The sequence below is a fragment of the Larkinella sp. VNQ87 genome (genome assembly GCF_049445795.1).
Classification (GTDB): Bacteria; Bacteroidota; Bacteroidia; order Cytophagales; family Spirosomataceae; genus Larkinella.
The window spans coordinates 430,961-457,522 of the sequence record NZ_JBMSDT010000001.1; the positions used below are offsets into that span (position 1 = coordinate 430,961).

At 51.8% G+C, this 26,562-nt stretch carries 25 protein-coding genes and 1 tRNA gene; 14 read left to right on the forward strand and 12 right to left on the reverse strand.

What is annotated here, in order from left to right:
• The first annotated feature begins 215 nt into the window (after positions 1 to 215).
• The 6 genes from miaB to ACO2Q8_RS01890 all read left to right on the forward strand — a co-directional run bounded on the left by miaB (position 216) and on the right by ACO2Q8_RS01890 (position 5,728).
• Positions 216 to 1,667, forward strand: coding sequence for a tRNA (N6-isopentenyl adenosine(37)-C2)-methylthiotransferase MiaB (miaB, locus tag ACO2Q8_RS01865; RefSeq protein ID WP_423343069.1), 1,452 nt, complete (start codon positions 216 to 218; stop codon positions 1,665 to 1,667).
• 21 nt (positions 1,668 to 1,688) lie between these two features.
• On the forward strand, positions 1,689 to 2,990 hold the full coding sequence (locus ACO2Q8_RS01870) for a sigma-54 interaction domain-containing protein (protein ID WP_423343070.1): 1,302 nt from the start codon (positions 1,689 to 1,691) through the stop codon (positions 2,988 to 2,990).
• On the forward strand, positions 2,977 to 3,549 hold the full coding sequence (locus ACO2Q8_RS01875; protein ID WP_423343071.1) for an LptE family protein: 573 nt from the start codon (positions 2,977 to 2,979) through the stop codon (positions 3,547 to 3,549). The genes ACO2Q8_RS01870 and ACO2Q8_RS01875 overlap by 14 nt, the downstream gene beginning before the upstream one ends.
• A gap of 114 nt (positions 3,550 to 3,663) precedes the next feature.
• Positions 3,664 to 4,539: a hypothetical protein gene (locus ACO2Q8_RS01880; RefSeq protein WP_423343072.1), complete on the forward strand. Its 876-nt coding sequence runs from the start codon at positions 3,664 to 3,666 to the stop codon at positions 4,537 to 4,539.
• A 57-nt stretch (positions 4,540 to 4,596) separates the two neighbouring features.
• Positions 4,597 to 4,968 (forward strand): preprotein translocase subunit SecG, encoded by a 372-nt coding sequence (gene secG / locus ACO2Q8_RS01885; RefSeq protein WP_423343073.1) that lies wholly within the window; start codon positions 4,597 to 4,599, stop codon positions 4,966 to 4,968.
• 163 nt (positions 4,969 to 5,131) lie between these two features.
• On the forward strand, positions 5,132 to 5,728 hold the full coding sequence (locus ACO2Q8_RS01890) for a hypothetical protein (protein WP_423343074.1): 597 nt from the start codon (positions 5,132 to 5,134) through the stop codon (positions 5,726 to 5,728).
• 81 nt (positions 5,729 to 5,809) lie between these two features.
• Here the strand turns inward: ACO2Q8_RS01890 and ACO2Q8_RS01895 are convergent, their stop codons facing one another.
• Entirely contained in the window at positions 5,810 to 6,526 is a 717-nt protein-coding gene (locus ACO2Q8_RS01895) for a DUF2490 domain-containing protein (protein WP_423343075.1), read from the reverse strand.
• A 165-nt stretch (positions 6,527 to 6,691) separates the two neighbouring features.
• Positions 6,692 to 7,081 carry a DUF4870 domain-containing protein gene (locus ACO2Q8_RS01900; protein WP_423343076.1) on the reverse strand — a complete coding sequence of 130 codons (390 nt, stop codon included), beginning with the start codon at positions 7,079 to 7,081 and terminating at the stop codon, positions 6,692 to 6,694.
• Positions 7,082 to 7,164: 83 nt separating this feature from the next.
• Here ACO2Q8_RS01900 and ACO2Q8_RS01905 point away from each other — a divergent pair, with 83 nt between their 5' ends.
• The 3 genes from ACO2Q8_RS01905 (at position 7,165) to ACO2Q8_RS01915 (ending at position 8,844) form a co-directional block, all read left to right on the forward strand.
• On the forward strand, positions 7,165 to 7,731 hold the full coding sequence (locus ACO2Q8_RS01905) for a Crp/Fnr family transcriptional regulator (RefSeq protein ID WP_423343077.1): 567 nt from the start codon (positions 7,165 to 7,167) through the stop codon (positions 7,729 to 7,731).
• An 81-nt stretch (positions 7,732 to 7,812) separates the two neighbouring features.
• Positions 7,813 to 8,535, forward strand: coding sequence for a sterol desaturase family protein (locus ACO2Q8_RS01910; RefSeq protein ID WP_423343078.1), 723 nt, complete (start codon positions 7,813 to 7,815; stop codon positions 8,533 to 8,535).
• A gap of 18 nt (positions 8,536 to 8,553) precedes the next feature.
• Complete coding sequence (locus ACO2Q8_RS01915; protein WP_423343079.1) at positions 8,554 to 8,844, forward strand: SelT/SelW/SelH family protein; 291 nt, start codon at positions 8,554 to 8,556, stop codon at positions 8,842 to 8,844.
• Positions 8,845 to 8,897: 53 nt separating this feature from the next.
• Here ACO2Q8_RS01915 and ACO2Q8_RS01920 read toward each other — a convergent pair whose 3' ends face one another.
• The 3 genes from ACO2Q8_RS01920 to ACO2Q8_RS01930 form a co-directional block, all read right to left on the reverse strand.
• Positions 8,898 to 12,350, reverse strand: coding sequence for a pyruvate carboxylase (locus tag ACO2Q8_RS01920; RefSeq protein WP_423343080.1), 3,453 nt, complete (start codon positions 12,348 to 12,350; stop codon positions 8,898 to 8,900).
• Positions 12,351 to 12,754: 404 nt separating this feature from the next.
• Positions 12,755 to 13,321: a dihydrofolate reductase family protein gene (locus ACO2Q8_RS01925; RefSeq protein WP_423343081.1), complete on the reverse strand. Its 567-nt coding sequence runs from the start codon at positions 13,319 to 13,321 to the stop codon at positions 12,755 to 12,757.
• Positions 13,322 to 13,509: 188 nt separating this feature from the next.
• Complete coding sequence (locus ACO2Q8_RS01930) at positions 13,510 to 14,895, reverse strand: MATE family efflux transporter (RefSeq protein WP_423343082.1); 1,386 nt, start codon at positions 14,893 to 14,895, stop codon at positions 13,510 to 13,512.
• Between the two features lie 459 nt (positions 14,896 to 15,354).
• On the opposite strand from ACO2Q8_RS01930, the gene hflX reads away from it, so the two are divergent.
• The 3 genes from hflX (at position 15,355) to ACO2Q8_RS01945 (ending at position 17,648) form a co-directional block, all read left to right on the forward strand.
• Positions 15,355 to 16,623 carry a GTPase HflX gene (gene hflX / locus ACO2Q8_RS01935; RefSeq protein ID WP_423343083.1) on the forward strand — a complete coding sequence of 423 codons (1,269 nt, stop codon included), beginning with the start codon at positions 15,355 to 15,357 and terminating at the stop codon, positions 16,621 to 16,623.
• 74 nt (positions 16,624 to 16,697) lie between these two features.
• Positions 16,698 to 16,769: transfer RNA gene (locus ACO2Q8_RS01940), tRNA-Arg, on the forward strand.
• A 291-nt stretch (positions 16,770 to 17,060) separates the two neighbouring features.
• Positions 17,061 to 17,648, forward strand: coding sequence for a Crp/Fnr family transcriptional regulator (locus ACO2Q8_RS01945; RefSeq protein WP_423343084.1), 588 nt, complete (start codon positions 17,061 to 17,063; stop codon positions 17,646 to 17,648).
• 109 nt (positions 17,649 to 17,757) lie between these two features.
• Here ACO2Q8_RS01945 and ACO2Q8_RS01950 read toward each other — a convergent pair whose 3' ends face one another.
• The 6 genes from ACO2Q8_RS01950 to ACO2Q8_RS01975 form a co-directional block, all read right to left on the reverse strand.
• A complete protein-coding gene (locus ACO2Q8_RS01950; protein WP_423343085.1) occupies positions 17,758 to 18,117 on the reverse strand; it encodes a nuclear transport factor 2 family protein in 360 nt (119 codons plus the stop codon).
• A gap of 66 nt (positions 18,118 to 18,183) precedes the next feature.
• Positions 18,184 to 19,176 (reverse strand): alpha/beta hydrolase, encoded by a 993-nt coding sequence (locus tag ACO2Q8_RS01955; protein WP_423343086.1) that lies wholly within the window; start codon positions 19,174 to 19,176, stop codon positions 18,184 to 18,186.
• A gap of 199 nt (positions 19,177 to 19,375) precedes the next feature.
• A complete protein-coding gene (locus tag ACO2Q8_RS01960) occupies positions 19,376 to 19,582 on the reverse strand; it encodes a (4Fe-4S)-binding protein (RefSeq protein WP_423343087.1) in 207 nt (68 codons plus the stop codon).
• 68 nt (positions 19,583 to 19,650) lie between these two features.
• The gene (locus ACO2Q8_RS01965) at positions 19,651 to 19,932 is read right to left on the reverse strand and encodes a GNAT family N-acetyltransferase (protein WP_423343088.1); all 282 of its coding nucleotides are present in this window, start codon (positions 19,930 to 19,932) and stop codon (positions 19,651 to 19,653) included.
• 64 nt (positions 19,933 to 19,996) lie between these two features.
• A complete protein-coding gene (locus ACO2Q8_RS01970; RefSeq protein ID WP_423343089.1) occupies positions 19,997 to 20,608 on the reverse strand; it encodes an NADPH-dependent F420 reductase in 612 nt (203 codons plus the stop codon).
• A gap of 17 nt (positions 20,609 to 20,625) precedes the next feature.
• A complete protein-coding gene (locus ACO2Q8_RS01975) occupies positions 20,626 to 21,489 on the reverse strand; it encodes a pirin family protein (protein ID WP_423343090.1) in 864 nt (287 codons plus the stop codon).
• A 420-nt stretch (positions 21,490 to 21,909) separates the two neighbouring features.
• Between ACO2Q8_RS01975 and ACO2Q8_RS01980 the strand changes: the two genes are divergently transcribed.
• Positions 21,910 to 23,151, forward strand: coding sequence for an ATP-binding protein (locus tag ACO2Q8_RS01980; protein ID WP_423343091.1), 1,242 nt, complete (start codon positions 21,910 to 21,912; stop codon positions 23,149 to 23,151).
• A gap of 269 nt (positions 23,152 to 23,420) precedes the next feature.
• On the opposite strand, the gene ACO2Q8_RS01985 is transcribed toward ACO2Q8_RS01980, so the two are convergent.
• On the reverse strand, positions 23,421 to 23,675 hold the full coding sequence (locus tag ACO2Q8_RS01985; RefSeq protein WP_423343092.1) for a hypothetical protein: 255 nt from the start codon (positions 23,673 to 23,675) through the stop codon (positions 23,421 to 23,423).
• Between the two features lie 649 nt (positions 23,676 to 24,324).
• On the opposite strand from ACO2Q8_RS01985, the gene ACO2Q8_RS01990 reads away from it, so the two are divergent.
• Entirely contained in the window at positions 24,325 to 26,382 is a 2,058-nt protein-coding gene (locus ACO2Q8_RS01990) for a PAS domain S-box protein (RefSeq protein ID WP_423343093.1), read from the forward strand.
• The last annotated feature ends 180 nt before the right edge of the window (positions 26,383 to 26,562 follow it).

The following is a 26,562-nucleotide window of genomic DNA, read 5'->3' on the forward strand; positions in this document are numbered from 1 at the left end:
CCAGACGAATGATTTTACTACCTGACAAACTGTCATAGTTCCTTAAAATCTTCGTACCTTTGTACTCATTTTTTTCACGAGTAGTACCGGAGAGTATACGGTTTTCAGTATTCGGTTTACGGTTCAAGATGATTCCTGACACGACTTTCTGTAAACCGTATACCAAATACCGTAAACTGAAAACCGTAAACCGAAACCCGGTTTTTAATTGATTTATGGAACGCATTACGGAGACCTTATCCATATTGTCCGAAGCCGATAAAGTGAGCGCGGACGAACCCCGCGTGCTGGAAGAAGAACTGGCCCTTGGCAAAAAACGGCTTTACATCGAAAGCTACGGCTGCCAGATGAATTTTTCAGACAGCGAAATCGTCGCGTCGGTGATGCGCAACGCCGGTTTTGCCACCACCGCGACGGCCGACGACGCCGATGTAATTTTTCTAAATACCTGCGCCATCCGGGACAACGCCGAGCAGAAAGTCCGGAACCGGCTGAAGCAACTCAACACGCTGAAAAAACGCAAACCGGAGTTGCTCGTCGGGATGCTGGGCTGCATGGCCGAGCGGCTGAAAGCCAAACTGCTGGAGGAAGAAAAAATGGTGGACATCGTGGCCGGTCCCGATGCCTACCGCGACATTCCGAAGCTGGTCGAAGAAGCCGAATCGGGGCAGAAGGCCGTCAACGTCTTCCTTTCACGCGAGGAGACATACGCCGACATTTCGCCCATCCGCCTGAATTCCAACGGCGTAACCGCCTTCATTTCCATCATGCGGGGCTGCGATAACATGTGCAGCTTTTGCGTCGTGCCGTTTACGCGGGGCCGTGAACGCAGCCGCGATCCGTACTCCATCGTCCGCGAAGCCCGCGACCTGGCCGAAGCCGGTTACAAAGAGGTGACACTGCTGGGCCAGAACGTCGATTCGTATAAATGGCAGGAGACAGAGGGCACGGAGCAGAGGGCAGAGGGCATGGGGCATGGAGCGGTTTCGTTTGCGCAACTGTTGGAGATGGTCGCGCAGGTGAGTCCGGAGCTGCGGGTACGGTTTTCGACTTCCCACCCGAAAGACATCACCGACGAGGTGCTGTACACGATGGCGAAATACGATAACATCTGCAAATACATTCACCTGCCCGCCCAAAGCGGTAACGACCGGATTCTGAAGCTGATGAACCGGACCTACGACCGGGCCTGGTATATTCAGAAAATTGACCGCATCCGGGCCATTCTGGGCGAAGATTGCGGCATTTCGCACGACATGATTTCGGGTTTCTGCTCCGAAACCGAAGAAGAACACCAAGACACGCTGTCGCTGATGGAATACGTCCGGTACGACTACGGCTACATGTTTGCCTACTCGGAGCGGCCCGGCACGCTGGCGGCCAAGAAGTACGCCGACGATGTGCCGAACGACGTCAAAATCCGGCGACTCAACGAGATCATCGCCCTGCAACGAAACATGTCGCTCGAACGCAACCAGCGGCACATCGGCAAGGTGCAGCGCGTGCTGATCGAAGGGCCGTCCAAACGCTCCGACGACTTCCTGAGTGGCCGGAATGATCAGAATAAAATGGTGGTTTTCCCGAAAGGTGACTACCAGAAAGGCCAGTACGTCAACGTTTTGATAACGGATTGCACCGCAGCCACGTTGCTGGGCGTCACGGTGTAAGGCTTTCCCTTTTCTTCGATTATGGATGTAAAAGAAGTTCAGTCGGTCAAACAGCGGTTTGGCATCATCGGCAACGCCCCCAGCCTGAATTACGCCATTAATGTAGGAATTCAGGTGGCCGCTACTGACCTGACTGTGTTGATCACCGGTGAAAGCGGAAGCGGAAAAGAGTCGTTTTCAAAAATCATTCACAGCCTGAGCAGCCGCAAACACGGCCAGTTTATCGCGATCAACTGCGGGGCTATTCCGGAAGGAACCATTGATTCTGAACTGTTTGGGCACGAAAAAGGCTCGTTTACGGGGGCTGTCGACCAGCGGAAAGGCTATTTCGAAACCACGAATGGAGGCACGATTTTCCTGGACGAGATCGGCGAAATGCCGATGGGCACCCAGGCGCGGCTGCTGCGTGTTCTCGAAAATGGCGAGTTTATCCGGGTCGGTTCGTCGAAGGTACAGAAAACCGATGTACGGGTCGTGGCGGCTACGAACGTCAATTTGCTGGCGGCCGTTGAACAGGGCAAGTTTCGGGAGGATCTGTACTACCGGCTGAACACCGTCCCGATTTTTGTGCCGCCCCTGCGCGAACGCGGGGAAGACATCGAACTGCTATTCCGGAAATTTACGACCGACTTTGCGGAACGCTACCGGATCAAGCCCATCCAGTTGTCAGAGGCTGCCAAACTGCTGCTGCTGCGGTATCCGTTTCCGGGCAACATCCGGCAATTGAAAAACATCGCCGAGCAGATATCCATCCTCGAATCGGAGAGCAATAAGGTGATTGAAGCCGAAACGCTGGCGAAGTACCTGCCCCCGGTTTCGTCGCAGGCACCCCAGGCCCCGATGGTATGGCCGGGCAACCAAACCGACGCCAATGCCATTTCGGAACGCGAATTGCTGTATAAAGTACTGTTCGACATGCGCCGGGATATGAACGACCTCAAGCGGCTTGTGCTGGATGTACTGAAAAATGAAAAGAACGGCCACGAGATTCTGAACAACAACAAGGAACTGTTCGACTCACTCCAGACCGGCGAACTGGCGCCGGAACCGGAAGCCCCGATGACCCGGCTATTGCCCGCCGGAAATCTGATCGAGATGGATGACTATGAACCGGACGACCCCAGTGACGTGACGGTGGAAGATATTACGCACGAAACCGAGGAAGACGATTCGCTCTCGCTGGAGAAGAAAGAGAAAGAAATGATTGTCAAGGCCTTGCGCCGGAATAACAACAAACGAAAATACGCAGCCCAGGCACTCGGCATTTCCGAACGAACGTTATACCGCAAGATCAAACAATACCAAATCGATGAAGAAAATTGAAAGAGTTAAGAATTATGAGTTAAGACGGGGCCGCCCGGCGGTTATGAGTTATCGGTTTAGAATCTGGAGTTTATTCTTAATTCTTAACTCTTCACTCTTACCTCTTTCTTGTGGAAAGTACTCGTTTACGGGGACGACGCTGGACCCGACGATCAAGACAATTACGGTCAATACGTTTACGACCTCGGCGGCTGGCGGACCGGCCAACTTGCCCATTCAGTTTACCGAAAAACTGAAAGAATATTACCAGCGCTACACGGATCTGAAAGTGGTCCCGTCGAACGGCGACATCATCCTGGAGGGGTCGATCAGTGGATACGACGTATTGCCGGTGGCAGCTACGGCTTCCGACCAGGCAGCCCAAAACCGCTTGCAGGTCACGGCGCAGGTGCGGTTTTCGAACACGAAAGACGAAAGCAAGAATTTCGACCAGCCCTTTTCGTTCTACCAGGACTTTCCGGCGAACCAGACCCTCTCGCAGAATGAAAGCCGCTTGTTACCTAAAATTCAGGATCAGCTCGTACTGGACATCTTCAACAAAACAGCCGCCGACTGGTAATTGTGACAAAGTGAAAGGCTAACTCATTTAAATATTAACTGTAAGCGGACGGCGAAACTGGTAACAATTTGTTAAATTTGACCAAAGCGACACGACCCTCCGACCCTTCCTCCAATGAACCGATTGGACAAAGAAACATTTTCCTTTTGGGTAACGCACCCCGAAGAATTATTACCTGCTGATTTAGAACCGCTTCGGGAGGCCATAGCCGCATATCCCTACTGTCAGTCGCTGTATGTGCTGGCCGCCAAAGCCACTTCGATTCATCAGAAAAGCCGGGCCATCGAGCACATCCGGCAGGCAGCGGCCCATGCGCTGAGCCGAAATGCCCTCCGTAAACTGATCGAAAACGAGTTTCAATGGTCGGAAAATCTTCTGAGCCGGTTGAACGAACTTTCGCTGAAACAGGTACCGATTCCGGACGACTACAAAAAGGAAAGCTACGAACTGTTCAAACGGAAGGCGGAGCAGAACGCGCCATTTTTTGCCAATCCGATTTTCGATTTTGCCAAATCCGTCAGCTTCGAAGAAGTAACGGTAGCCGAAACGTCCACGGAAGAGGCCGATGTAAAACCGGCTGCCGTCGATGCCATTTTGCCGATGATCGATGAAGTGATCATTGCGGAAAAAGTATTGCAGACGACCTTCGAAAAGTCCGAACCAGCCACCGAAGACGTTCCGCCCGCGCCCGTTGTCGACCCCGAGCGAAACCGCCAGATCCAGATTATCGACGATTTTATCAAGCGCGAACCGTCCATTCAGCGCCCGCGCCTGAGCCCCACCGAAATCGCCGATCAGGAAGACCTGACGCGCCGGATGCCGGGGAGTTCAAACACGCCCGTGACGGAAGCCTTCGCCAAAATTCTGGCCCGGCAGGGCAAACCCGACCGTGCCATTGACATTTACGTCAAACTAATGTTGAAAAATCCGGAAAAAAAAGCTTATTTTGCGGACAAAATCGCCGACTTGAAGCGGCTTCAGGATCAGTAACGTATCCTCTTTCGAACAAACACGCTTATTAAAATATCCGCAAGGACGAATTAAAAAATGCTGACGGCAATCATCGTATTAATTTGCATCTGTACCATTCTGCTGGTTCTGGCAGTGCTGATTCAAAACTCAAAAGGGGGTGGTCTGGCCGGTGAATTTGGCGGACTGGGTTCCAACCAGCTCATGGGGGTCAAAAAAACCACCGACCTGCTCGAGCAGGTAACGTGGGGACTGGCGATTGCCATCATGGTGCTGACGCTCTCGACCTACATCGTTATTGACCGCAATCCGGTTGGTGCCACGATCAACAGCGCCAACGTTGACGCGGCTGCTACCAAATCTACCCCGGGTGCAGGCTTGCAGGCTCCGGCCCAGCAGCAACCGGCCGCTCCGGCGACCGCGCCCCAGAGTGGCACAGCGCCTAAATAAATAACTCTAAGTAAACAGTAATTTGCCTGAAAATCAGACCTGTATGGAATCAAAACCCGTACAGGTCTTTTTTTAGCCATCTTTTTCGGTTCTGAAAGTATTAACCCACTACCTGGATTCGTTGTAAAGGCAGGTTTTGCATTCTGAATCTTCGCCCAGCCTGATGAGAAAAAGTACCGCTGCTCCGCTAGCCGTTTTGTGTTGTTTGTTTGCTGCTTCCTGCCACCGCCCCTATGCACGATACCAGCCCATACCGCTCGAATCCTTTCATTCTACCCGAAAAGCGAAACCGGTCGTTCCGGTCAGCGACTCAACGGCAACGGCTCCGGAAGACTGGGCCAGTTGGGTAGTACCCAAATCAGGACCCATCATAACCGAAACGTACGCATCTGCAGCTACCGTTCCTCCTCTTCGGTCACCGCAGCAGCGCGTTGGTCAGGCAGCAACCGCAACGCGGGTTCACCAGCCCATTCGGGAAACGGAAGCACAGTCATTCCCGCAGCCCCGGCCCAAGCCGAAAGCGAAAAACAACGAGAAGAAAACCTTGCGGGAAATTTTGGGGCTGAAACCGCGCAAGAAGCTCAACTGGTGGCAACGCATTCCGTGGCAATTGAAAGCGTCGATTCCGGTGATCGGCGTCGCCCTGGTTTTTGCCATTCTCGGAATCAATGTCCTGGCAATTATCTTCGGTATTCTCGGTGCCTTCCTCCTCATCCGGGGCCTCAAGCGCAGCTTCAAAGTCCGCCGACCGTTATTTTAAGTACCCACGGACTTTAGTCCGTGTGAGTTCATATCAACTTCTGGACTTGGAAGCTCACACGGACTAAAGTCCGTGGGTACATTAATCCACCTGCGTCGGCAGTCGGTATCGCTCTCCGGTTTTGCGGTGGAAGCGGTACATGACAGACAGTACCACATTGTTTTTACTACCGAGCCGCACCGGTGCCTGGTCGTATTGATTGACCAAACCAGCCTGTAGAATCCAGTGACGATCAAGCTGATAGCCTAGCCCGCCGTAAAACCGGTTTCGTTCCAGGTTCGGAGACTTTACGTTCAGAAATAACTCGTCATAGATAGAAACAAAGACGGTTTTGGATTTGATCGTCGTTTCGTTCAGCGGAATCATCAGGTTCAGCCGGTAGCGAATCCGGTTGCGAAACCGGCCCTGAATCGCAATGTTTTCCGGCGTTGACTCCCCAAACCAGCGTTGTTCGACCCGGTAGCGGTGCTCGAATTTGAGCCGGTCGACGTTCTGGCTCATCGTAATTTGCTCCCAAAGCCGGGTTTCGAGGGTCTGCGGCCCGTCGGCCAAGTCCCGGAAATTGTATGTATGATACCGACCGGTGGCAATCATGGCCGAAAAAGCCGGGCCGAGGTCGTAGCTCACTCCTCCTTTGATTTCGTAGTAATTTCCCTGATCGAAAAACGCGTTGGCACGAGCCTGCCCCTCCAGAAAACCGCCCCAGCCTTTCTCGCGGGCCGGTAGCTGAACCGTGCCGATAAACCAGGTTCCCAGCCGTTGTTGCTGACCGAATGAAAAATGGTGTAGCAGAACCAAAAAGAAAAATCCCGCAAATCGTAGGTATGCTTTAGGTATAGATAATCTTTCGGCGATTTGCGGGCAAATAAGTAAAGACATGGGTCAACAGGGGGCTTGGTATCGCACATTTAGATGCAAACATACAAAACCACTTTCACCAAAAGCCGACCCTGGTTCCTAAAATTAATTGATAAACCGGAATGTAAACGGGTATTTGTAGTATTCGCCATTGTTGGCTTTCACTCCGGCGATGATCGACAACACCAGGCCGATCAATCCCAGCACAATCAGAATCGGCACACCGATGAACAGGAAAAACAACAGGAATGAGATGCAGTATCCAATCGTCATCGTGATCTGAAAATTTACGGCTTCTTTTCCGTGGTAATCCACATAGGCCGATTTATCTTTCTGAATCTGCCAGATCACCACCGGCCCGATGATGTTACCAAACGGAATGATAAAACCGGCCAGCGCGCTTAGATGGGCCAGCATGGCCCACATGCGTTCATCGGACGGACTGAGGGACGTCACCGGAGGGGGAACCGGGTTGTTGTACGGTTGATTTTCCATGGTCGTAATGGTTTAGTGAAAGCCAAATACGTGGAAAGAAAGGATTTTTGCAATCTTTATCAAAAAAACAGCCTGTCACGGTCATGGACACCCTTCTTACCGCTATCCGGCAACTTCAATTCGTCCCCGAACCGCTGGAAACCGCATTGCGGCAAACGCTTCGTCGGCACGAATTAGCCCGACGGCACTGGTTATTGCAACCCGGTCAGATCAGTGAGCGGATTTTTTTTATTGAGAAAGGAATCGCACGCGGCTATTACCTGAAAGAAGACCGGGAAGTAACCTCCTGGTTCATGAAAGAAGCGGATTTTATTATTTCGATTGTCAGCTTCTACACCCGCCAACCCGCTCAGGAATACATTGAACTACTGGAAGACAGTGTGTTGTGGTCAATTACGTATGACCAGCTACAGCACTTATATGACTCCTTCCCCGAGTTTAACAAAGTGGGTCGATTGCTGACGGAGCGGTATTATGTTCAGAGTGAACAACGGGCGCAGAACCTTCGGATGCAGACAGCCCGCGAACGTTACGCGCAATTGCTGGCCGATTTTCCGGACATTTTCCGTCGGGTACCGCTCAAATACATTGCTTCCCACCTGGGCTTGTCACCGGAAACCGTCAGCCGGTTGCGGGCTGATCTGGCTTAGTCGACCGAACTTGATAATTGTCAATTTTTTCCCGGGGAGTAGTCGGTTACTTTGGCCTGTTCACCAAACCCCGCTACGGCCATGTTACCGGTTATTTTCATCACCTTCGCTTTTTGCTTTCTGCTCGAACGGCTTTTTCCCGGCTGGAAACTGCCCCCCGTTCCGACCTGGACCATCCGCGTCCTGGCGGTCAATTTTATTCAGTTGGTCGTAGTTCTGCTGGCCGGTTTTACGTGGGAACGCTGGTTGTCAAGCCATTCGGTTTTTTCGCTGTCCGACCACCTCAACCCGATTTTGGGCGGCATCATCGCCTATTTCATCGCCACGTTTGTGTTCTACTGGTGGCACCGCTGGCGGCATACGGTTGATTTTCTCTGGACGCACTTTCACCAGATTCACCACAGTCCGCAACGGATCGAAGTGATTACGTCGTTTTACAAACATCCGCTGGAAATGACGGTCAACTCCCTCATCGGCAGTTTGCTGGTGTACACGCTGCTGGGCCTAAGTCCGGAAGCCGGTGGCATCTATACGCTTTGCACGGCCCTGGGTGAGTTTTTTTACCATACCAATGTCAAAACGCCCCGCTGGGTGGGGTATGTTTTCCAGCGTCCGGAGATGCACAGGATTCACCACGAATACAACAAACACACCAACAATTACGGCGATATTGTCTGGTGGGACATGCTGTTCGGAACCTATCAGAACCCGAAGGAGTTCACTTCATCGTGTGGTTTTGATAACGAAAAGGAACAACAGCTCGGTGAAATGCTGCGCTTCCGGGATGTGCATAAACCGCACTAACTCCATTTGATCCGGAACATGAAACCCACAATCACCCTCGAATACTGCCCAAAATGCGGCTGGCTGATGCGTTCGGCCTGGATGGCACAGGAGCTTCTGACCACCTTTACCGACGACCTGCACGGCGTTTTGCTGCATCCATCTGAAGTCAGTGGCCGGTTTTCGATTTTTGTCGATGGGCAGAAAATCTTCGACCGCAAGGAAACCGGCCGATTTCCTGATATCAAGGAATTGAAGCAATCGATCCGGGATGTGGTCAATCCTGAGAAGTCGCTGGGGCATTCGGATAAACTACCCCCAACCCCCTAAAGGGCGCTTTTCATCCTCAAAAGCGCCCTTTAGGGGGTTGGGGGTATGCACTTCTATCCCAGTTCCACAACCCAGTCGTCCTGTACCACCAGCGTGCCTTCTTTCAGCACGACCTGCTTGACGGTTCCGGCTTTGGGTGCGGCCACGATGCTTTCCATCTTCATGGCTTCGATCACGAACAACGGCTGGTTTTTGGTGATGGTATCGCCCGGTTTGACCAGAATTTTCGTCAGACGGCCCTGCAACGGAGAACCTACATCGCCTTCCTTGCTGACCTTGGCATTGGCCTGCAAGTCGACCTTCAGCGATTTGTCGCGCACCTGCACCTGACGGCTCTGTCCGTTCAGCTCAAACGTTACTGTCCGCATGCCGTGGCCGTCGGGTTCCGACACGAACAGCAGCCGGACCAGAATGTTCTTACCTTCGTCGATCTCGATCAGGATTTCCTCGTTTTCTTTCAACCCGTACAGGAAAGCCGGCGTCGGGATGATGCTTACATCACCGTGCTGTTGCACGGCATTGTAATATTCCTCGTAGACCTTCGGATACATCTGGTACGAGAGATAATCCACGAAACCTTCGTTCTGCGGAAACTTCTCTTCAAACTTCCTGAAATCTTCCTCGAAATCAATCGGTTTCAGCTTTTCGTTCGGCCGACCGGTCAGTGGCTCCTCCCCTTTCAGCACCACTTCCTGCAATTCTTTCGGAAAACCGCCGTAGGGCTGGCCCAACTCGCCTTTGAAGAACCCTTTCACCGATTCGGGGAACGACAGTGAGGGTCCTTTCGCGATCACATCTTCCGGCGTCAGGTTGTTCGAGGTCATGAACAGGGCCATATCGCCAACCACTTTCGACGAAGGCGTCACTTTCACGATATCGCCAAACATCTGGTTGACAAGGCGGTAATTCTTCTTCAGCGTTTCGAATTTGTCGCCCAGACCCAGCGCGATAGCCTGCGGTTTCAGGTTGGAATACTGCCCGCCCGGAATTTCATTTTCGTATACTTCGGCACTCCCAGCCTTCATGCCCGACTCGAACGGAGCGTACCACTCCCGCACGTCTTCCCAATAGTTAGAATAGGCATTCAGGGATGACAAATCAATGGCACTCTCGCGCTCGTGCCCCTTCAACATCGCTACCACAGAGTTGAAATTCGGTTGCGAGGTCAGGCCCGACAGCGCGCCCAGTGCACAATCGATGATGTCGACCCCCGCATCAACGGCTTTCAGGTACGTAGACGCCTGAATCGAGGACGTATCGTGCGTGTGCAGGTGAATCGGGATGCTCACGGCTTTTTTCAGTTCGCGCACCAGCACCTCGGCCGCCAGCGGTTTCAGCAAACCGGCCATGTCCTTGATCGCCAGTAGGTGAGCGCCCTCGTCTTCCAGTTGACGGGCCATATCGAGGTAATACTGGAGTGTGTATTTTTTCTGGTTGGGGTCCAGCATGTCGCCGGTATAACAGATGGCGGCTTCGGCCAGCGCGTTGGTCCGTTCGCGCACGGCCCGGATGCTCACCTTCATGGCTTCTACCCAGTTCAGCGAGTCGAAAATCCGGAATACATCGATGCCCGATTCCCAGGATTTTTCGACAAATTTCTCGATCAAATTATCCGGATACGCCGAGTAGCCGACCGCATTGGAACCCCGAAACAGCATTTGCAACAGCATATTCGGCATGGCTTCCCGAAATTTTTGCAGGCGCGTCCACGGACTTTCGTGCAAAAACCGCATGGCTACGTCGAAGGTTGCGCCCCCCCAGACTTCCATCGAAAACAGTTCGGGATGGCTTTTGGCAAAACCTTCGGCCACGGCCAGCAAATCCCGCGTCCGAACGCGTGTTGCCAGCAATGACTGATGCCCGTCACGGAATGTCGTATCGGTGTATAAGACCGGTTTCTGATCGCGCACCCACTCCACGAATTTTTCCCGCCCAAGTTCATTCAGCCGGTCTTTGTTGCCTTTCGGGCATTCGCCAAACTTGTCGTAAACCGGAATCACGGGCGTCCGGAATTTATCGTTAGCGCCTGGCTTTACCTTTACTTCCGGGTTGCCGTTGACGATCACATCGGCCAGGAAATTCAACGCCCGCGTCGAGCGATCTTTCGGTTTTCGGAGGTCGAACAGTTCGGGGTGGTTTTCGATGAACGACACCCGCGCTTCGCCCTGCTGGAAAATCGGGTGATCGATCACGTTGAGGAGGAACGGGATGTTGGTTTTCACCCCGCGAATCCGGAACTCGACCAGCGCCCGCTTCAAACGCTGGGTAGCGCCTTTGAGCGTCCGACCCCGCGCCGACACCTTCACGATCATCGAGTCGAAATACGGCGAAATCTTCACGCCCGCGTACGAACTGCCTTCGTCGAGCCGAATGCCAAAACCGGCGGCATTGCGGTAAGCGATGATGGTACCGAAGTCGGGCCGGAACCCGTTGGCCGGGTCCTCGGTCGTTACGCGGCACTGGATGGCGTAGCCGTTCAGTGGAATTTCATCCTGGTGGTTGATGTAAATCCCGTTGTCCGACAACTTGTACCCCATCGCAATCAGAATCTGCGTCCGCACCAGGTCGACGCCCGTTACTTCTTCCGTGATGGTATGTTCCACCTGAATCCGGGGATTGACCTCAATGAAGTAAATATTCTCGTTGCGGTCAACCAGAAACTCGACCGTACCGGCATTGGAGTAATTGGCCTGCCGACCGATTTTCAGGGCGTATTCGTAAAGCTTGTTTTTGGTTTCCTGACGCAGCCCGAACGACGGAGCCACTTCGACAACTTTCTGAAAACGACGCTGTACCGAGCAATCCCGTTCGTAGAGGTGAACAATATTACCGTGGGTGTCGCCCAGCAACTGGATTTCGATGTGCTTGGGGTCGACTACGAATTTTTCCAGGAAAATGGTATCGTCGCCGAACGCATTTTTCGCTTCATTGCGGGCTTCGTTGAACGACTTCTGGAATTCTTCTTCCTGCCGGACGACTCGCATCCCGCGCCCACCCCCACCGGCAGCCGCTTTGATCATAACCGGAAAGCCGATCCGCCGGGCCTCCGAAATAGCCACTTCATAGTCTGACAAATCAACCCGACTGTCGGGAATCATCGGCACATCGGCCAGCGTAGCCAGGTTCTTCGCCCGGACCTTATCGCCCAGCGCATCCATGGCTTCCGGCGTCGGTCCCACGAAAATGATGTTTTCATCCCGGCATCGGCGCGCCAGGGTTACATTTTCCGATAAAAAACCGTAGCCGGGATGAATCGCATCGATCTTTTTCCGTTTGGCGAGTTGGATGATGCCTTCAATGTCCAGGTAGGGTTTCAGCGGTTCGTCGTCACGACCAATCTGGTACGCTTCATCGGCCTTGTAGCGGTGTAGCGAATAGCGGTCTTCGTAGGTGTAAATAGAGACGGTGGTGATTCCCAACTCGGTGGCCGCCCGCATGATACGGATGGCGATCTCACCCCGGTTGGCGACGAGCAGGCGTTTAATCGGGCGAATGTAATCTTTCATATTTCCCAAGAGCAGCAGGATGGGGTTACGAAACAGGTGAACAATGCAGCAATTTTACCGAAAAGTTTGTAAAAATCAGGTTTTACCCAATGTTCATTGGAAAAGACTGGTTTTTCGCGGAATATTGCAGCATTGCTTACTAGTTTGCAAATGCTCTTCTGGTTTACCAGGATCGTCTGGAGGGGTTGGCGTAGCGAATGAGCCAATAAAATACCGTGTGACCGCTCTCCCATAGAAGCAGAAGAACGGTCACCAACAGGAGTTTCCCCAAACGACAGATGGGCCTGCTTGTCACGGTATTGGAAAGTTAAACGGACCAGGAAAGGCACCTGTACGGTTTTTGCACAAGCCTTTTTATCCGCAAAAGTTCATCGTTGCTGTTTACTGTTCTCCGAAAATTGGAATTAGTTTGTGTCAATTGCGGGCTGGTAGTGCAACACGATGATTCCGCAGGCAAACGTCTTTGAGTCAACCAGTTTGAGGTTCGTACGCTGGCTGAAAACCGGAAGCCCCGCGCCAATGGCCGTCGGGTTGACAAACAGGTAATAGTCGTCGATCAAGTTGTGCTGAATCAGCGAACCGACAAACTGCGAACCGCCGTAGGCAATCATGTCTTGCCCGGTTTCCTGCTTCAGTTGATGGACGGTTTCGACCAGATCGCCGTTCGCCAGCGTCGCATTTTTCCCGCTGATCTGATCAAGCGTTTTCGAGAAAACAACTTTGGCCGTGTCATTAAACTTGTGCGCGGCCCAGTCGGCCGTTTCCGGATCGGCAGCCCGGGCGGCCCAGGTTTCGATGAAGCCGGATGCCAGGTTGCGCCCCAGCAGAATCAGGTCAACGGGTTCCGTCAGGGCATTCACGAAGTTGCCCAGTTCGTCGTCCCAGTTGAAGGCCATCCAATCCATCTCGTGGTTAGGTCCGGCCATGTAGCCATCGATCGATACCTGAACCTGCAATTTTAGTTTTCTCATGATTAGTATTTGTTTTGATTGTGTCCGAAAAAAACGGCTGTTTGACGAACTTCCTTCCGGTGACAAAGGTAAAAAACCGCTTCCGGACTGATGGGGCGCGATTCCGACAAGCTACGGGGGCAAGTGCGACAATTAACAAAAGAGAAAGAAGCCAGCGGTTTTCCGGGAAACCGCCGACCGAAAACCGCCTAGACCTGCACGAGTTTCCAGCGCCCGCGCCGGAACACCAGCACGGCGATCACGGCCAGCAACGACTCACTGAACGCCACCGACCAGAAGACGCCCTCCGGCCCCCAGCCGAGCGAATTCGCCAGCAAATACGCCAGCGGAATTTCAACCAGCCAGAAGCAAACTACGTTGATGAGCGTCGGTGTCCGGGTATCCCCCGCTCCGTTCAGCGCCTGGCTGATGACCATGCCGTAGGCAAAGAAGACGTAGCCCAGGCAGAAAATCCGAAGGCATTGCACAGCGATTGCCACCACGTCCGGATCGCGGTTGAAAAAACCGACAATCTCATGCGCACTGAGGAAAAACAGCACGCCCACGCCCAGCAGAAACAGCATGTTGCAGAAAGCCGCCCGCCAGGCCGAGGTTTCGGCCCGCCCGGGCTGTCCGGCTCCAAGGTTCTGCCCGACCAGCGTAGCGGCTGCATTGGCCATCCCCCAAGACGGCATAATCGTGAAGATCATGATCCGGATCGCAATCGTATACCCGGCCACGACATCACTGCCGAACGTCGACAGTATACGTGTCAGGAACACCCAACTCGCCGAACCAACCAGAAACTGCGCCGTTCCACCGGCGGCAATGCCGAGCAGGTTGCGAATGATGGCGGTGTCGGGCCGGAAATCTGTCGTCTGCACCTGCACCGCACGGTCGTTCTTCATCAGGTTCACCAATTGATACAGCGCCCCCGCCGAACGACCGAGTGTGGTGGCAACGGCCGAGCCCATCACCCCCATTTCAGGAATTGGCCCCCAGCCGAAAATGAAGATCGGACACATTATGATATTGAGACCGTTGGCTAACCAAAGTGACCGCATGGCAATGGAGGCTTCGCCCGCACCCCGCAGACAACCGCTCAGCGTATAGAGCAGCACGATAGCGGGTGAACTGGCAAAAATTAGCCGGGTAAACCCCGAACCGTTCGCAATCAGGTGCGCATCACCGCCCATCAGCCGCAGGATGTCTTCGGCAAAAACCGCTCCCGGAATCCCGATCAGCAGGGCGATGGCCACCGACACCAGAATCACCTGCGCCACCGATTTCCCGGCCTCACGGGGGTTGCCCTCGCCTACCCGGCGCGACACCAGGGCCGTAGCGGCCGTACTCAACCCGATGGCGACCGAGTAAACAATCGTCAAAACCGACTCCGTCAGGCCGACCGTCGCGACGGCTTCGGTGCTGATTTTAGCCACAAAAAAAACGTCGACAATAGCAAACAGCGATTCCATGACCATTTCGAGCACCATCGGAACCGACAACATGAAGATGGCCCGGTTGATACTACCGGACGTATAATTACTTTCTGTACCGCGCAAAGCGTCCAGTAACAGGCGAAAAAACTTCGTCATGGGAAATTAAAGAAGAAGACAGGCGATAAAATCGCCGAATAAAACAGCTTAAAACAGAATGGAGCGAACCGTTGGCCCGTTAGGCGAGACGGCAGCGGAAGAAGCGGAAGGGGCCCATCAGACGGGCAGCGGTGTTCATCGGCGCGTTAGCTTTGAGACGGCAAAAGTACGGAAAGATTCGAAGCCACCAAGAAACTTTGAGGGAACGGCAACTTTTTTTTACGATTTATCTGTTATCTTTGCAGTCCCTTAAGACGCGTACGCCCATGATTTTATTCGCCGTTTTCGGCCCCTTCCGCTTCCGCTAAAAACCGTTTTTGCATCTGACGGTTGTATTCCTTATTCTCATTTGTAACTTAAGGTCGTTGAATCAGCAATGAACCGGACGGCAGGCGCTTTTTTCCGTGCGCCGACGCGGTATCGTGGCTCGTTTGGCTCCTTACCTAATTCCATTCCATTATGATTGAAACGCACAAACAGCCCGAAACCGCCGTCCTGGTCGCTTTGGTGACGCAAAAACAGTCGGCCGAAAAAACGCAGGAATACCTGGAAGAGCTGGCTTTTCTGGCCGAAACATCGGGCGTCATTACCGTTAAATCCTTCGTTCAGAAACTCGAACGGCCCGACATCCGCACGTACGTGGGCAAGGGCAAACTGGAAGAAATTCATACGTTTTTGATCGACAACCCGGTCGACACCGTCATTTTTGACGACGACCTGACGCCTTCGCAGGTTCGGAACCTGGAATCGGCCCTGCCCAACATCAAGGTGCTGGACCGCAGCCTGCTGATTCTGAACATCTTCTCGATGCGGGCGCAAACCGCCCAGGCCAAACTCCAGGTCGAACTGGCGCAGTATCAGTACATGTATCCGCGGCTGACCCGGATGTGGACGCACTTGAGCCGGATGAAAGCCGGGGTTGGGACGCGGGGGCCGGGGGAAAAAGAACTTGAAACCGACCGCCGGATTGTGAAAGACCGGATTGCGTTCCTGAAAGAAAAGCTGGAAAAGATTGATAAACAGAGCGCGACCCGCCGGAAAGAACGCGACCGGCTCGTGCGTGTGGCGCTGGTTGGTTACACGAACGTGGGTAAATCGACGCTGATGCGGACGATGGCCAAAGCCGACGTGTTTGCCGAAAACAAGCTGTTTGCAACGGTCGATTCGACGGTCCGGAAAGTCGTGCTCGGCAACATTCCGTTTCTGCTGACGGACACCGTCGGTTTTATCCGGAAGCTGCCCACGACGCTGATCGAAGCCTTCAAATCGACGCTGGACGAGGTTCGGGATGCCGACATTCTGCTGCACGTCGTGGACGTGTCGCACCCGTCGTTTGAAGAGCACATTGGTGTGGTCAGCGATATTTTGTCGGAAATCGGCGTGGGTGGGGAAGCCGGCGAAAAACCGACCATCCTGGTGTTCAACAAGATCGACCAGTTTGAGCCCCGCGACGAGTGGATGCACCCGGAAGATGATTTTGACGACGATCTGCCGGTGGCGATCCGGAAGCAAACCGCGCTAGATTACCTGAAAAAGACGTATTTAACGCAAAAAGCCGAGCACGTCGTGTTTATCTCGGCCGAAACGCGCGAAAACGTCGACGAACTTCGGGAGTTGCTCTATAAGATGGTGAAGGAGAAGCACTACAGCATCTATCCGAACTGGCTGGAGGTGCCGCTGGCCGACTGGGCCGCCGACACCGACGATACGGGCGATTTTGGTAAATAACAGATTTCTAAGCATTTTTGCGGAAAATACCGCTTCAGACCGGCAAGGAGCTTTTACGCTTGCCGGTTTTTTCTGGTCTCGTAGTTCAACGGATAGAATAGAAGTTTCCTAAACTTTTGATCTGGGTTCGATTCCCGGCGAGACCACTTCTTCAAAAACATAATCTCCTGTAAAACAACACATTATAATAACTAAAAATGACTAGGTAGAGCATAAGTCCTACTTTCTTCAAGTTACATTTTAGCTGCCTACGAGTATACTCCAGCAAGTTGTCATTTAACATGTTGCGACTAACTGCAAACCGTGAACCTCCAAGACGATCGCTTAACCCAAGAATGGTGGACGTTGGCACTACTACCCTTCACTGTACCACGCATGCGAAATTAAACCCTTGAAACGGCCATTCCGGTTAAATACTCTTGTAAACATCTGTTTCAATGCTTACTGCGCTCATACGTTATATCCAAGAACGGTCGTCCAGTCCCCTTTCCGAGGCCGATATCAGCTTGCTTGAGGAAGCATTTATCCCTAAAAAATTAAGAAAACGACAATTTCTGTTACAGGAAGGCGAAGTCTGCAAATACATTGCCTTCATCGTGAAAGGAGCTACCCGCCAATACACAGTAGACGAAAAAGGGCATGAGCATGTACTTAATTTATGCATCGAAAACTGGTGGACGTCTGACCGCGAGAGCTTCCATAAAGAGATACCGTCTATTTACAATATCGATGCCTGGGAAGAAACCGAATTACTGTTGCTGCCAAAGGCCAATGGTTATTACGAGCTTGTCAATGCCATTCCTGCCTTCACCCAAATGCGCATAAAGCTTGACGATAATCAATACATAGCTACTCAGAAACGCTTGAATATTTCCAAAAACCACACGGCTGATTACCGCTATAAGGAATTGATTAAATTATATCCTGAATTCCTGCAGCGGTTTCCTCAACATCTTATAGCGTCGTACTTAGGTGTTACCAAAGAAACACTGAGCCGCATTCGACATCAATCGACAAAAAAATAGCCTTACTGATCATTGATTGCCCCATTACTGGCTCAACTGCTCATCACGGAAGAACATCGATTCCAGCTCCGTTAAATTGGCAATGTAGCCAGGGATATCAAAAAGACGTTTATTGAGCGTCCATAAACACAAACAGATGTGCTACCTTTTCATTTTCTAATACAAAAAAATCCATACCGGTTAATACATTCGGCTGTGGGCCTGTTCGAATAGCCCAGTAGAGCCGGGCTCCGTGTTGCGTACTTTCCAGGGGCTTTGTTACCGTAAACGTGAAATTGGCATCATCCGCAAACAGCTTGTCGATAAAGTCAGATACGGCACTAGTGCCGGTAAGGATAAAATCCTTATCATACATGATTATGCCGTCGGCATAGATGGTTTGTATCAGGGCATCACGCGTTGTACGATCTTTTTCATTCCAGACACCGGTATGTACTTGCTGGAGATTTGTCATTGACTGTGCATCCATAGGTAGGCTGGTTTGTTTTCGGTTTGGCTCTCTAGATCCATCGGTGACCGGTTTTTGATGGAACGTTTAGATCTTCAGGGCTGCTTTGATCACCGCTGCTGCCTGCAGTAAAGCTGTTTGCACTGCCGGAACGTTAGCAATGGGGTTTAGCAGACCGTAATCGTGAATCAGGCCGTTATACCGGGTGTGGGTTACCGGTACCCCCGCTTCATTCAGCTTGCGGGCGTAGGCTTCCCCCTCGTCCCGTAATACATCATTTTCGGCGGTTTGTATCAGCGTGGTTGGCAAGCCTTTCAGTTCATCCAGGGTAGCCTGTAAGGGCGAAGCATAAATCTCGTTTCGCATCCTGGCGTCAGGCAGGTAGTTATCCCAAAACCACTTCATCATGTTTTTGGTGAGGAACCGGTCGTTAGCGAACAGGTTGTACGAGTCGGTATCAAAATCAGCATTTGTTACGGGCCATAATAGTGCCTGTAATTTGAGCCTGGGACCGTTATTGTTCTTAGCCATCAAGGCCATAACCGCCGACATGTTACCGCCAACGCTATTGCCGACAACCGCCATATTGCTGCCATCCACTCCTATTTCGCGCCCATTATCGGCTACCCATTGCAGGGTTGCATAGATTTCGTTGATGGCCGTTGGGTATTGGGCTTCGGGCGAAGGGGTGTAATCGGGGAAGACGGCCACGGCACCACTGTTCACCACCAGATCACGCACAATTCGGCGGTGCGTGGGATAGTCGCCCAGTACCCAGCCGCCACCGTGGATGAAAAGGAACACCGGTGCTCCATCCTGGGTTTGCTCGGGCTTTACGATGTGAATATTTACCTGATAGCCGTTTTGAGAAATTGTTTTTTCGGTTTCTGTGATGCCGGAATAGTCAACCTCAACCGATTGCTGAGCACCCGTCAGAACCTGCCGGGCATCGGCGGGGCTGAGTGCTTCCACGGGCTTGCCATCGCCTGAATTCAGCGCCTGTAAAAAAGTTCTGATCTCCGAATAGATCTGGGGGTCATGCTCGACTTTATAGGGACGTTCCTGTGCCGTACTGCTCATTGGGTTGGGTATAAACGTTACATTATAAACTAATACATCCTGCGTGTTCCAGAAGCAACACGACAAATCTAGCGTTCCAGAAAGGTGGAGGCATTGAGGTATGATAAAAAACACCGTTGATGTGTATCAACGAATGAGGGCAGCGGAGCCCCTGGCTTGCGAAGGCAAAACTAGGGGCAGTCGCGCTACCTGAAGTTAGTCATCTGACCTGGTAGCTAAGTGCGCCGGATGGGCATTGATTAATCTGGTCGACAAGCTGTTGAGTGGTGGCACTTTCGGGCTTAATCCACGGCGCTTCTTTGGGGTGATAGACATTCGGCAACAGCCGTACACAATTGCCCGAGTGGATGCATTTTCCGGCCTGCCAGATGATTGTAATGTCGCCGTTGCTATATTCTTTCGTCATGTTGGTTACTGGTTTTGAAAAGAAACTCTCTTCGGCGTACGCCAATACGGTTTCGATTTCCTTTTTTGTTAAAAGAGCACGTCCTGATAATCAGGTGTCTTCTCAAATACCGCCCGGGCAAAGGGACAGAGGGGCAATATTTTTAGTTGTTTTTCGCGGGCAAAAGCGACAGCGGCATGAACCAGTTGTTTGCCAATACTCTGACCTTTCAGAGCTTCGCTCACGCCGGTATGGTCAATAATTATTCGCTTTTCGCCCGACCATACGTAGGTAATTTCGGCTTCTGTTTTACCAGCTACAGCTACGTAAAACTTCCCCTTTTCGCCATTGTCTTTATGCTGAATAGCCATGTATAGCTCGTGTACGTCTGTGTGTTGCAAGGGACCGTAGATTGCTTCCAGCGCAATCCGTTGTTTACCGTTTTACCCGGATGAGTTCAATCCCGGACAATGCCCCGCCGATATCCTGAAGGGGACCACCCTGCCGGAAGGTACCAATGTCAATTGGCTCAAAACCCATTGCTCTGGTGATATCGGCTATTTCTTTTTTTGCATCGGCATCATCACCACTCATGATAATAACCGAATGGCCGATGCTGGTTGGCGATGGCTGGGCGAGGGTCGCAGCCGGAAGGGTATTAAACGCTTTGACGACCCGCTGCGCAGGAAACAGGCCTGCTACGTACTCACCCGTTGGTTTGCCCGCCGTGTCGGCCAGTCGGAAAGGGCTGACGGAGACAATATTGTTGGAGGCATCGACAATGATCTTCCCGCTATACTTCTGGACTTCCCTGGCCACATCCGGTATCTGTGCCCAGGGAACGGCAATAAATAAAACGTCGGACTGGGCAATGGTTTGATTAAAGTCAGCGGCCGTCAACGATCCACCGATGGAAGCCACCAGATCTGCCAATGACGCTGGCCCCCGGCTGTTGGTGATCAACACCGGGTAGGTTGTTTTGGCCAGATGCGTAGCCAGTCCATGGCCAATATGTCCTGAACCGATGATGCCGATGGTGTAACTCATGCTCGTTCTGTTTAAAATTAATAGGTCAGTTTCCGGGCTTCGGGGGTGGTAGCGATGTGTTTCATCTTTCCGTTTCTGTACTGATTGTATAAATCGGCAATCTCTGCCTGCGTGTCGGCAATGAAAGGCCCATAGGAAACAATAGTTTCATGGGTTGGCCTGGCCGCATACAGCACGAAGCGTGCCCCGTTTTCGCCGGCCTGCATCGTCAGGTTACTATCATCTTCAGTGTCGGATACATCCAGCCAGGCCACCTGATCGTGGTTTACATCTTTCCCCGCAATTTGGACCGTGCCGCTGATGACATACAAAAAGGCATTGAAACGGGCCGGAAACTGAACGCTGATGTCAGCGCCTGCTTCCATATCAAACTCAGCAGCAATGAGGGGGGTATAATTCTTCACAGGGGAGTGAATACCGGCCAGCGAACCGCTGTACAGCCGCATAGTAACACCCTCTTTGTGCAAAACCGGCACATGTTCGGCGGGCAATATCTGAATGCGGGGGGGAACCCAGCGATCCTGCCGGGGGAGATTCAGCCACATCTGAAACAAACGCCCTTTGGTGGGGCCATCTATTGTTTCGGTGTGAACGGTGCCGCTACCGGCCGTCATGAGCTGGAAGTCGCCCTTTTTCATGGACTCCAGCCGCTCTTTTATTTCCCCATCGATCAGGAGAGATACGGTTTCAAAACCTGCATGAGGATGAGGCCCACCAGCGGGTTCATCGTCTTTTTTGTCCAGCATATCGTCCATTAAAAAAATGAACGGATCTGTTTTGGCAAAGCCGCCTGTTAAAACAGAACGGGCCACATGCCCAGCGCCCAGAAACCCCTGCTCATTGCGCGGTGTATACAGGCTGGAGACGGTCCTTTGTATCATAACGGTTGCTCTTTTTATTCAAAAGCAAACTTACCAATACTCGACCGGCAAGCCAATGAGGTATGATAATTAAACCTGTTGATGTAGATCAATGGTGAATCAACTCAGACCACAAGACTGGTAAGATTATAGGGAATGTTGCTGAAAAATGAACGTACCCAGCCCATCCTTTTCGGCGAGAAAGTCCAACGCTTCAACCAGCGGCCTGGGCGATCCAGACCGTAATCCCGCCCTCCCTCTACGATTCGGAATCCGGGCGAATCAACTGAATGTTCACAGAATCAATTTATGCTTGACGTACGGTAAATTCTCACGCTATTTGTTTTTTGAAACTGACGGGTGATTTATCTTTCGTCGGGGAGACCCGTTTTCCATCCAGTTTCCGGCAGCGGTCCGAAGGTCTCTCCTCTACCTTCTTTCATGAACACATCGATCAATCCTTCCCATAATGATTTACTCGTTGAAAACGAACAGCTTCGATTCGCCCTGGAAGCAGCTGGCATCGGCACCTGGGATTATAATTTGGTAACCGGCCTGGTTCAATGGTCGGGTATCTGTAAAAAACTCTTTGGCCTGCCGCCCGATGCCGACGTAACGGCGGCTATCCTGCTGGCCCAGGTTCACCCCGACGACCGCGAGCGGGTGGCGCTGGCAAACGCACAGGCCCTGGACCCGGCCAACACCCAGGAACATAACATTATTTTTCGTACCCTCAACGAAGCCGATGTACCCTGCTGGGTTCAGGCCAGAGGCAAAACCATACGAGACGAACAGGGCCAGATGATTCGCTTCAGTGGTATTGTCCAGGAAATTACCCAATCCGTGCTGGCTCAGCAGGTGTTGAGCCAAAGCGAAGAACGCTACCGGTACTTGTCCGCCCAGTTGGATGAACAAGTCCGCAAGCGCACCCAGGAACTCGAGGTATCGGTACGGGACTTGAAGCGCTCGAATGACAACCTGCAACAGTTCGCTTATGTGGCCAGCCATGACCTTCAGGAACCCCTGCGCAAGATTCAATCGTTCAGCGGCATTCTCCAGCAACAATTCGGGTCTCAGTTGAACGAGGCAGGGAAAGATATATTGGTCAGAATGGCGACGGCCGGTGAACGGATGTCGACACTCATTCGGGACTTATTGGCTTATTCCCGGATTGCAACCCGGCAACAGCTATTTGGTCTTCTCTCCCTGGAACAGGTTATCACAAAAGTGCTCAACACGCTTGATTGGGCCATTGAACAGCGCAAAGCGGAGATTGAAGTCGATTCATTACCGGTTATTAAAGGCGATGAAACGCAACTGGGGCAGTTGTTCCAGAACCTGATTTCGAACGCCTTGAAATTTACCCCGGAAGGGCAAACACCCCGGATCAGCATTTCGTGTTCCGATTGCGCGGTCGATGAGTTACCACCATACGTCCACCCCACCAGCAGTGCAGAACGGTTTTACGTAATCAGCGTCAGTGACCAGGGTGTGGGCTTCGACACTAAATACTTAGACCGCATTTTTCAGGTATTTCAGCGGTTACACGGCCGAAGTGACTATCCGGGTACGGGCGTTGGTCTGGCGATCTGTCAGCGGGTTGTGGAAAATCATGGCGGAGCCATTACGGCGGTTAGCCAACCGGGACAGGGCGCTACCTTTCAGGTGTACTTGCCAGCCTAGTCAGGGCGGCCATTGCCAATGTTGGGGTGGACGTTGAAAGCAACGTCCGAAAAACAGGCATTGCTTTCTCTTTTCCGGAGAATCAACAGGTGGTTGACAGAAAACCGCTACGCCCAAGCAGGCGGTTTCGGCCTGGATCGGGCCAGGGTGGGTGCGACTACGAATTAACGGTTTGAGAGGAATACGTGAACGTGACGCAACATCCTATACGCACAACGATACGAATATTGAATGTATACGTCATCTCCCCTTCGGCAACGCTTGTTTGATCACTTCTTATTCAAAATCTGCTCCCATTCGATTTGTATCTTTAGCAGGTACTCCGACATGGAATGGCCATCAAGTGTTTCCACTGGTATAATCGTTTCCGTGCCATTAGGCTCCCGAATGGCAGCATACAATACGGAATTTCCTGACTTAATAAAGTTATTGAGCACATCCAGGCACCCTTCGAGTTGATGGGAATAAAAGACCAAAGGGCGAATCTCGCCATCGGGTTGTAGTACTGAAAACACAAGCAGCATAAAGTAGTAGGTTAATGAGAGACTTAAACCGACGACTTCAACTACAGGGGCGGAAAAGAGACTCAATTTGAATGAAACAGAACCAGGTAAGCAGAACAATCCGGATGCATCAATCCGGCCAATTGGCAAACAAGGGCGTATACAGATCTCCTGAGAAAATTATACCAATCGGCCATTTTCAGGCACAACCAATGAAAGAAACAGAAGATAAACCCGAACCAGCCGACCGTCTCGCCAGGAGAACACAAGCAATTTCACTAGAGGAGACAGCCAACGACATGGTGGTTAGTACATATACAAATATACCCCTATAAAATAGGTTATTTATTGATTATGAATTAATTAACCGAAGATTAATGCGTATTAAAAACCGCTTAATGGCTACTTGTAGCCAGCCGGAATTCTACTGGTAGAAAGTGATTTTCTGCTGTCCGTCAATTTATTCCGGCACATACGTACACAGAGCACCGTTAGCTTTATTTACCATATTCGAAGCAGGCGGTTTTTGCTTGTTTATGGGTTCTCGGCGTTGAAAAGCGTCTTTTCGGGCCATAAAAGAGAAATACAAGCAGCCTTGCAGCACGAATGGCAAGCTCAATTTAACTTTGGATGCCAATTATCCCGCTTTGTTGCAGTTACTGCCTTTGTTATGCTGAATAACTATCACTTACTGCTTCAAAATATCAGTGAGGCTTTTTTCGTACTCGATACCAATGGTCAAATCAGCGACTCGAATCCGGCAGCCTCTGCGCTTACCGGGTACACTGCCGCTGAATTACAGAACCAATCGCTCGCCCTCCTTTATCCCAATCACCAGGATGTGATCAGAATGGAGCACGAACTGAATCAGGCCCGTACAAAGGGGAAACTGATTACCGAAGGATGGAAAGTAACTAAAGATTCCACCCCGTTCTGGGCCGAAATGACCTTGGCTCCCGTGTATGATCACCAGGATCAGTTCGTGGGGTATAGCTGTCTCATGCGGGATTTTTCCGAAAAAAAGCAGCTAATCCTTGAATTAAAGGAAAGGGAGGAGCGGTACCGGCTCATGGTTGAAGGAGTCAAGGATTATGCTATTTTTCTGCTGGACTCCGGGGGACACATTGTTACCTGGAACCAGGGAGCCAAGCGAATCAAAGGGTATTCAACGTCCGAGATTCTAGGTAAACACTTTTCTACGTTCTATACCCGGGAGGATCTGGAAAGCCAGAAACCGGCCAACGAATTGAAAATTGCCATCGAAACCGGCAAGTATGAAGAAGAAGGCTGGCGTGTCAAAAAGGATGGTTCTGTTTTTTGGGCTAACGTGGTCATAACCACCCTGTACAACGATCAAAACGAACTCATTGGGTTTTCCAAAGTAACCCGGGATTTAACCGAACGAAGGGAGGTTGCCGAAAAGCTCAGGCAGAGCGAAGAACAATACCGTTCGCTGGTCGAGCAGATACTTGACTACGGCATATTCATGCTCGATGAGCATGGACGAATCATTAGCTGGAATGAAGGGGCCAGACGGATTAATGGGTATTTGACTGAGGAGATTCTCAACAAACATTTTTCGATCTTTTATCCCAAAGAAGATCTGCTTAACGGTAAACCGGCCTACGAACTCAAAGTAGCCCGGGAAGTCGGCAAGTATGAGGAGGAAGGCTGGCGAATCCGCAAAGACGGTAGCCTGTTCTGGGCTCACATCCTGATTACAGCGGTTTATAATTCCACCCAAACACTCATTGGCTTCTCAAAGGTAACCCGCGACCTGACCGAACGAAAGAATACCGAAAAGGCTTTGCGGGAAAGTTATGAACAGCAACGTCTGCTGATGCAGGAATTGCAGTCGATCAACGAGGAACTGGCGGCAACCAATGAAGAGCTGGCCGCGACCAACGAAGAACTGGGCGAATCCAATCGGCTGCTGGTCGAATCCAACCAAAGCCTGCAACAGTTCGCTTTTGTAGCCAGCCATGACTTGCAGGAGCCCCTGCGGAAGATTCAGCAATTCGGGGATTTACTCAAAAGTCAGTATCTGGCCAAACCCGAGGAAGGAATTGAGCTGCTCGGGCGCATGCAGGCCGCTGCCAGTCGTATGTCGATTCTGATTCGGGACTTGCTCGCCTATTCACGCTTATCCACGCGGCAGCAGGCCACAAACCCTGTTTCCCTGACTCAGGTTGTCAGGGCGGTTTTGACGGATCTTGAGCTGGTGATTCAGGAAACCGGGGCACGGATTGAGATAGAACCCTTACCCGTGGTGCTGGGCGATGCCTCCCAATTAGGGCAATTGTTTCAAAACCTGATTAGCAATGCGCTCAAGTTTCGCCGATTGAATCAATCCCCGGAAAATCAGCCAGCAGCCGTCATTCCTCAAATCTGCATCAACGCCCAGGTCGTTGCCAGTACCGACCTTCCGGCTTCTATAAAACCGCCCAGCGCGGCAGAAACCTTCCATCAAATCAAGGTGACCGATAACGGCATCGGTTTTGACGAAAAATACCTGAATCGCATTTTTCAGGTCTTTCAACGGCTGCACGGGCGCAGTGAGTATGCCGGAACGGGTATTGGACTCGCCATTTGCCAGAAAGTGGTAACCAATCACGGGGGTGCAATCACCGCCAGTAGTAAAATAGGTCATGGTTCGACGTTCAGTGTCTACTTACCCGTGGCAGAGCGCCATCTCCATCAAAGCAAGATAGCGCGGGCAGGATCGTAAACTGATAGTCAGTCGAATCCGGTGACATCGCAGACAGTAGAATGGGACAGAACCAGGAAAGGAACACCCAACTACCACAACCGGTTTTCCTTCTTTTCCGGCTGCTACTCCGTGCCCAACCAGCCTGAGTCGTGTGAAATGCGCCTGTGAATTCTGGTCTGTTAATCCCTTTTTAATCCC

Excerpts from the sequence above, each read along its gene's own strand:
- miaB (WP_423343069.1), top strand. The coding sequence starts at position 216 with ATGGAACGCATTACGGAGACCTTATCCATATTGTCCGAAGCCGATAAA.
- ACO2Q8_RS01870 (WP_423343070.1), top strand. The coding sequence starts at position 1,689 with ATGGATGTAAAAGAAGTTCAGTCGGTCAAACAGCGGTTTGGCATCATC.
- ACO2Q8_RS01875 (WP_423343071.1), top strand. The coding sequence starts at position 2,977 with ATGAAGAAAATTGAAAGAGTTAAGAATTATGAGTTAAGACGGGGCCGC.
- ACO2Q8_RS01880 (WP_423343072.1), top strand. The coding sequence starts at position 3,664 with ATGAACCGATTGGACAAAGAAACATTTTCCTTTTGGGTAACGCACCCC.
- secG (WP_423343073.1), top strand. The coding sequence starts at position 4,597 with ATGCTGACGGCAATCATCGTATTAATTTGCATCTGTACCATTCTGCTG.
- ACO2Q8_RS01890 (WP_423343074.1), top strand. The coding sequence starts at position 5,132 with ATGAGAAAAAGTACCGCTGCTCCGCTAGCCGTTTTGTGTTGTTTGTTT.
- ACO2Q8_RS01900 (WP_423343076.1), bottom strand. The coding sequence starts at position 7,081 with ATGGAAAATCAACCGTACAACAACCCGGTTCCCCCTCCGGTGACGTCC.
- ACO2Q8_RS01905 (WP_423343077.1), top strand. The coding sequence starts at position 7,165 with ATGGACACCCTTCTTACCGCTATCCGGCAACTTCAATTCGTCCCCGAA.
- ACO2Q8_RS01910 (WP_423343078.1), top strand. The coding sequence starts at position 7,813 with ATGTTACCGGTTATTTTCATCACCTTCGCTTTTTGCTTTCTGCTCGAA.
- ACO2Q8_RS01915 (WP_423343079.1), top strand. The coding sequence starts at position 8,554 with ATGAAACCCACAATCACCCTCGAATACTGCCCAAAATGCGGCTGGCTG.
- ACO2Q8_RS01920 (WP_423343080.1), bottom strand. The coding sequence starts at position 12,350 with ATGAAAGATTACATTCGCCCGATTAAACGCCTGCTCGTCGCCAACCGG.
- ACO2Q8_RS01925 (WP_423343081.1), bottom strand. The coding sequence starts at position 13,321 with ATGAGAAAACTAAAATTGCAGGTTCAGGTATCGATCGATGGCTACATG.
- ACO2Q8_RS01930 (WP_423343082.1), bottom strand. The coding sequence starts at position 14,895 with ATGACGAAGTTTTTTCGCCTGTTACTGGACGCTTTGCGCGGTACAGAA.
- hflX (WP_423343083.1), top strand. The coding sequence starts at position 15,355 with ATGATTGAAACGCACAAACAGCCCGAAACCGCCGTCCTGGTCGCTTTG.
- ACO2Q8_RS01945 (WP_423343084.1), top strand. The coding sequence starts at position 17,061 with ATGCTTACTGCGCTCATACGTTATATCCAAGAACGGTCGTCCAGTCCC.
- ACO2Q8_RS01950 (WP_423343085.1), bottom strand. The coding sequence starts at position 18,117 with ATGGATGCACAGTCAATGACAAATCTCCAGCAAGTACATACCGGTGTC.
- ACO2Q8_RS01955 (WP_423343086.1), bottom strand. The coding sequence starts at position 19,176 with ATGAGCAGTACGGCACAGGAACGTCCCTATAAAGTCGAGCATGACCCC.
- ACO2Q8_RS01960 (WP_423343087.1), bottom strand. The coding sequence starts at position 19,582 with ATGACGAAAGAATATAGCAACGGCGACATTACAATCATCTGGCAGGCC.
- ACO2Q8_RS01965 (WP_423343088.1), bottom strand. The coding sequence starts at position 19,932 with ATGGCTATTCAGCATAAAGACAATGGCGAAAAGGGGAAGTTTTACGTA.
- ACO2Q8_RS01970 (WP_423343089.1), bottom strand. The coding sequence starts at position 20,608 with ATGAGTTACACCATCGGCATCATCGGTTCAGGACATATTGGCCATGGA.
- ACO2Q8_RS01975 (WP_423343090.1), bottom strand. The coding sequence starts at position 21,489 with ATGATACAAAGGACCGTCTCCAGCCTGTATACACCGCGCAATGAGCAG.
- ACO2Q8_RS01980 (WP_423343091.1), top strand. The coding sequence starts at position 21,910 with ATGAACACATCGATCAATCCTTCCCATAATGATTTACTCGTTGAAAAC.
- ACO2Q8_RS01985 (WP_423343092.1), bottom strand. The coding sequence starts at position 23,675 with ATGCTGCTTGTGTTTTCAGTACTACAACCCGATGGCGAGATTCGCCCT.
- ACO2Q8_RS01990 (WP_423343093.1), top strand. The coding sequence starts at position 24,325 with ATGCTGAATAACTATCACTTACTGCTTCAAAATATCAGTGAGGCTTTT.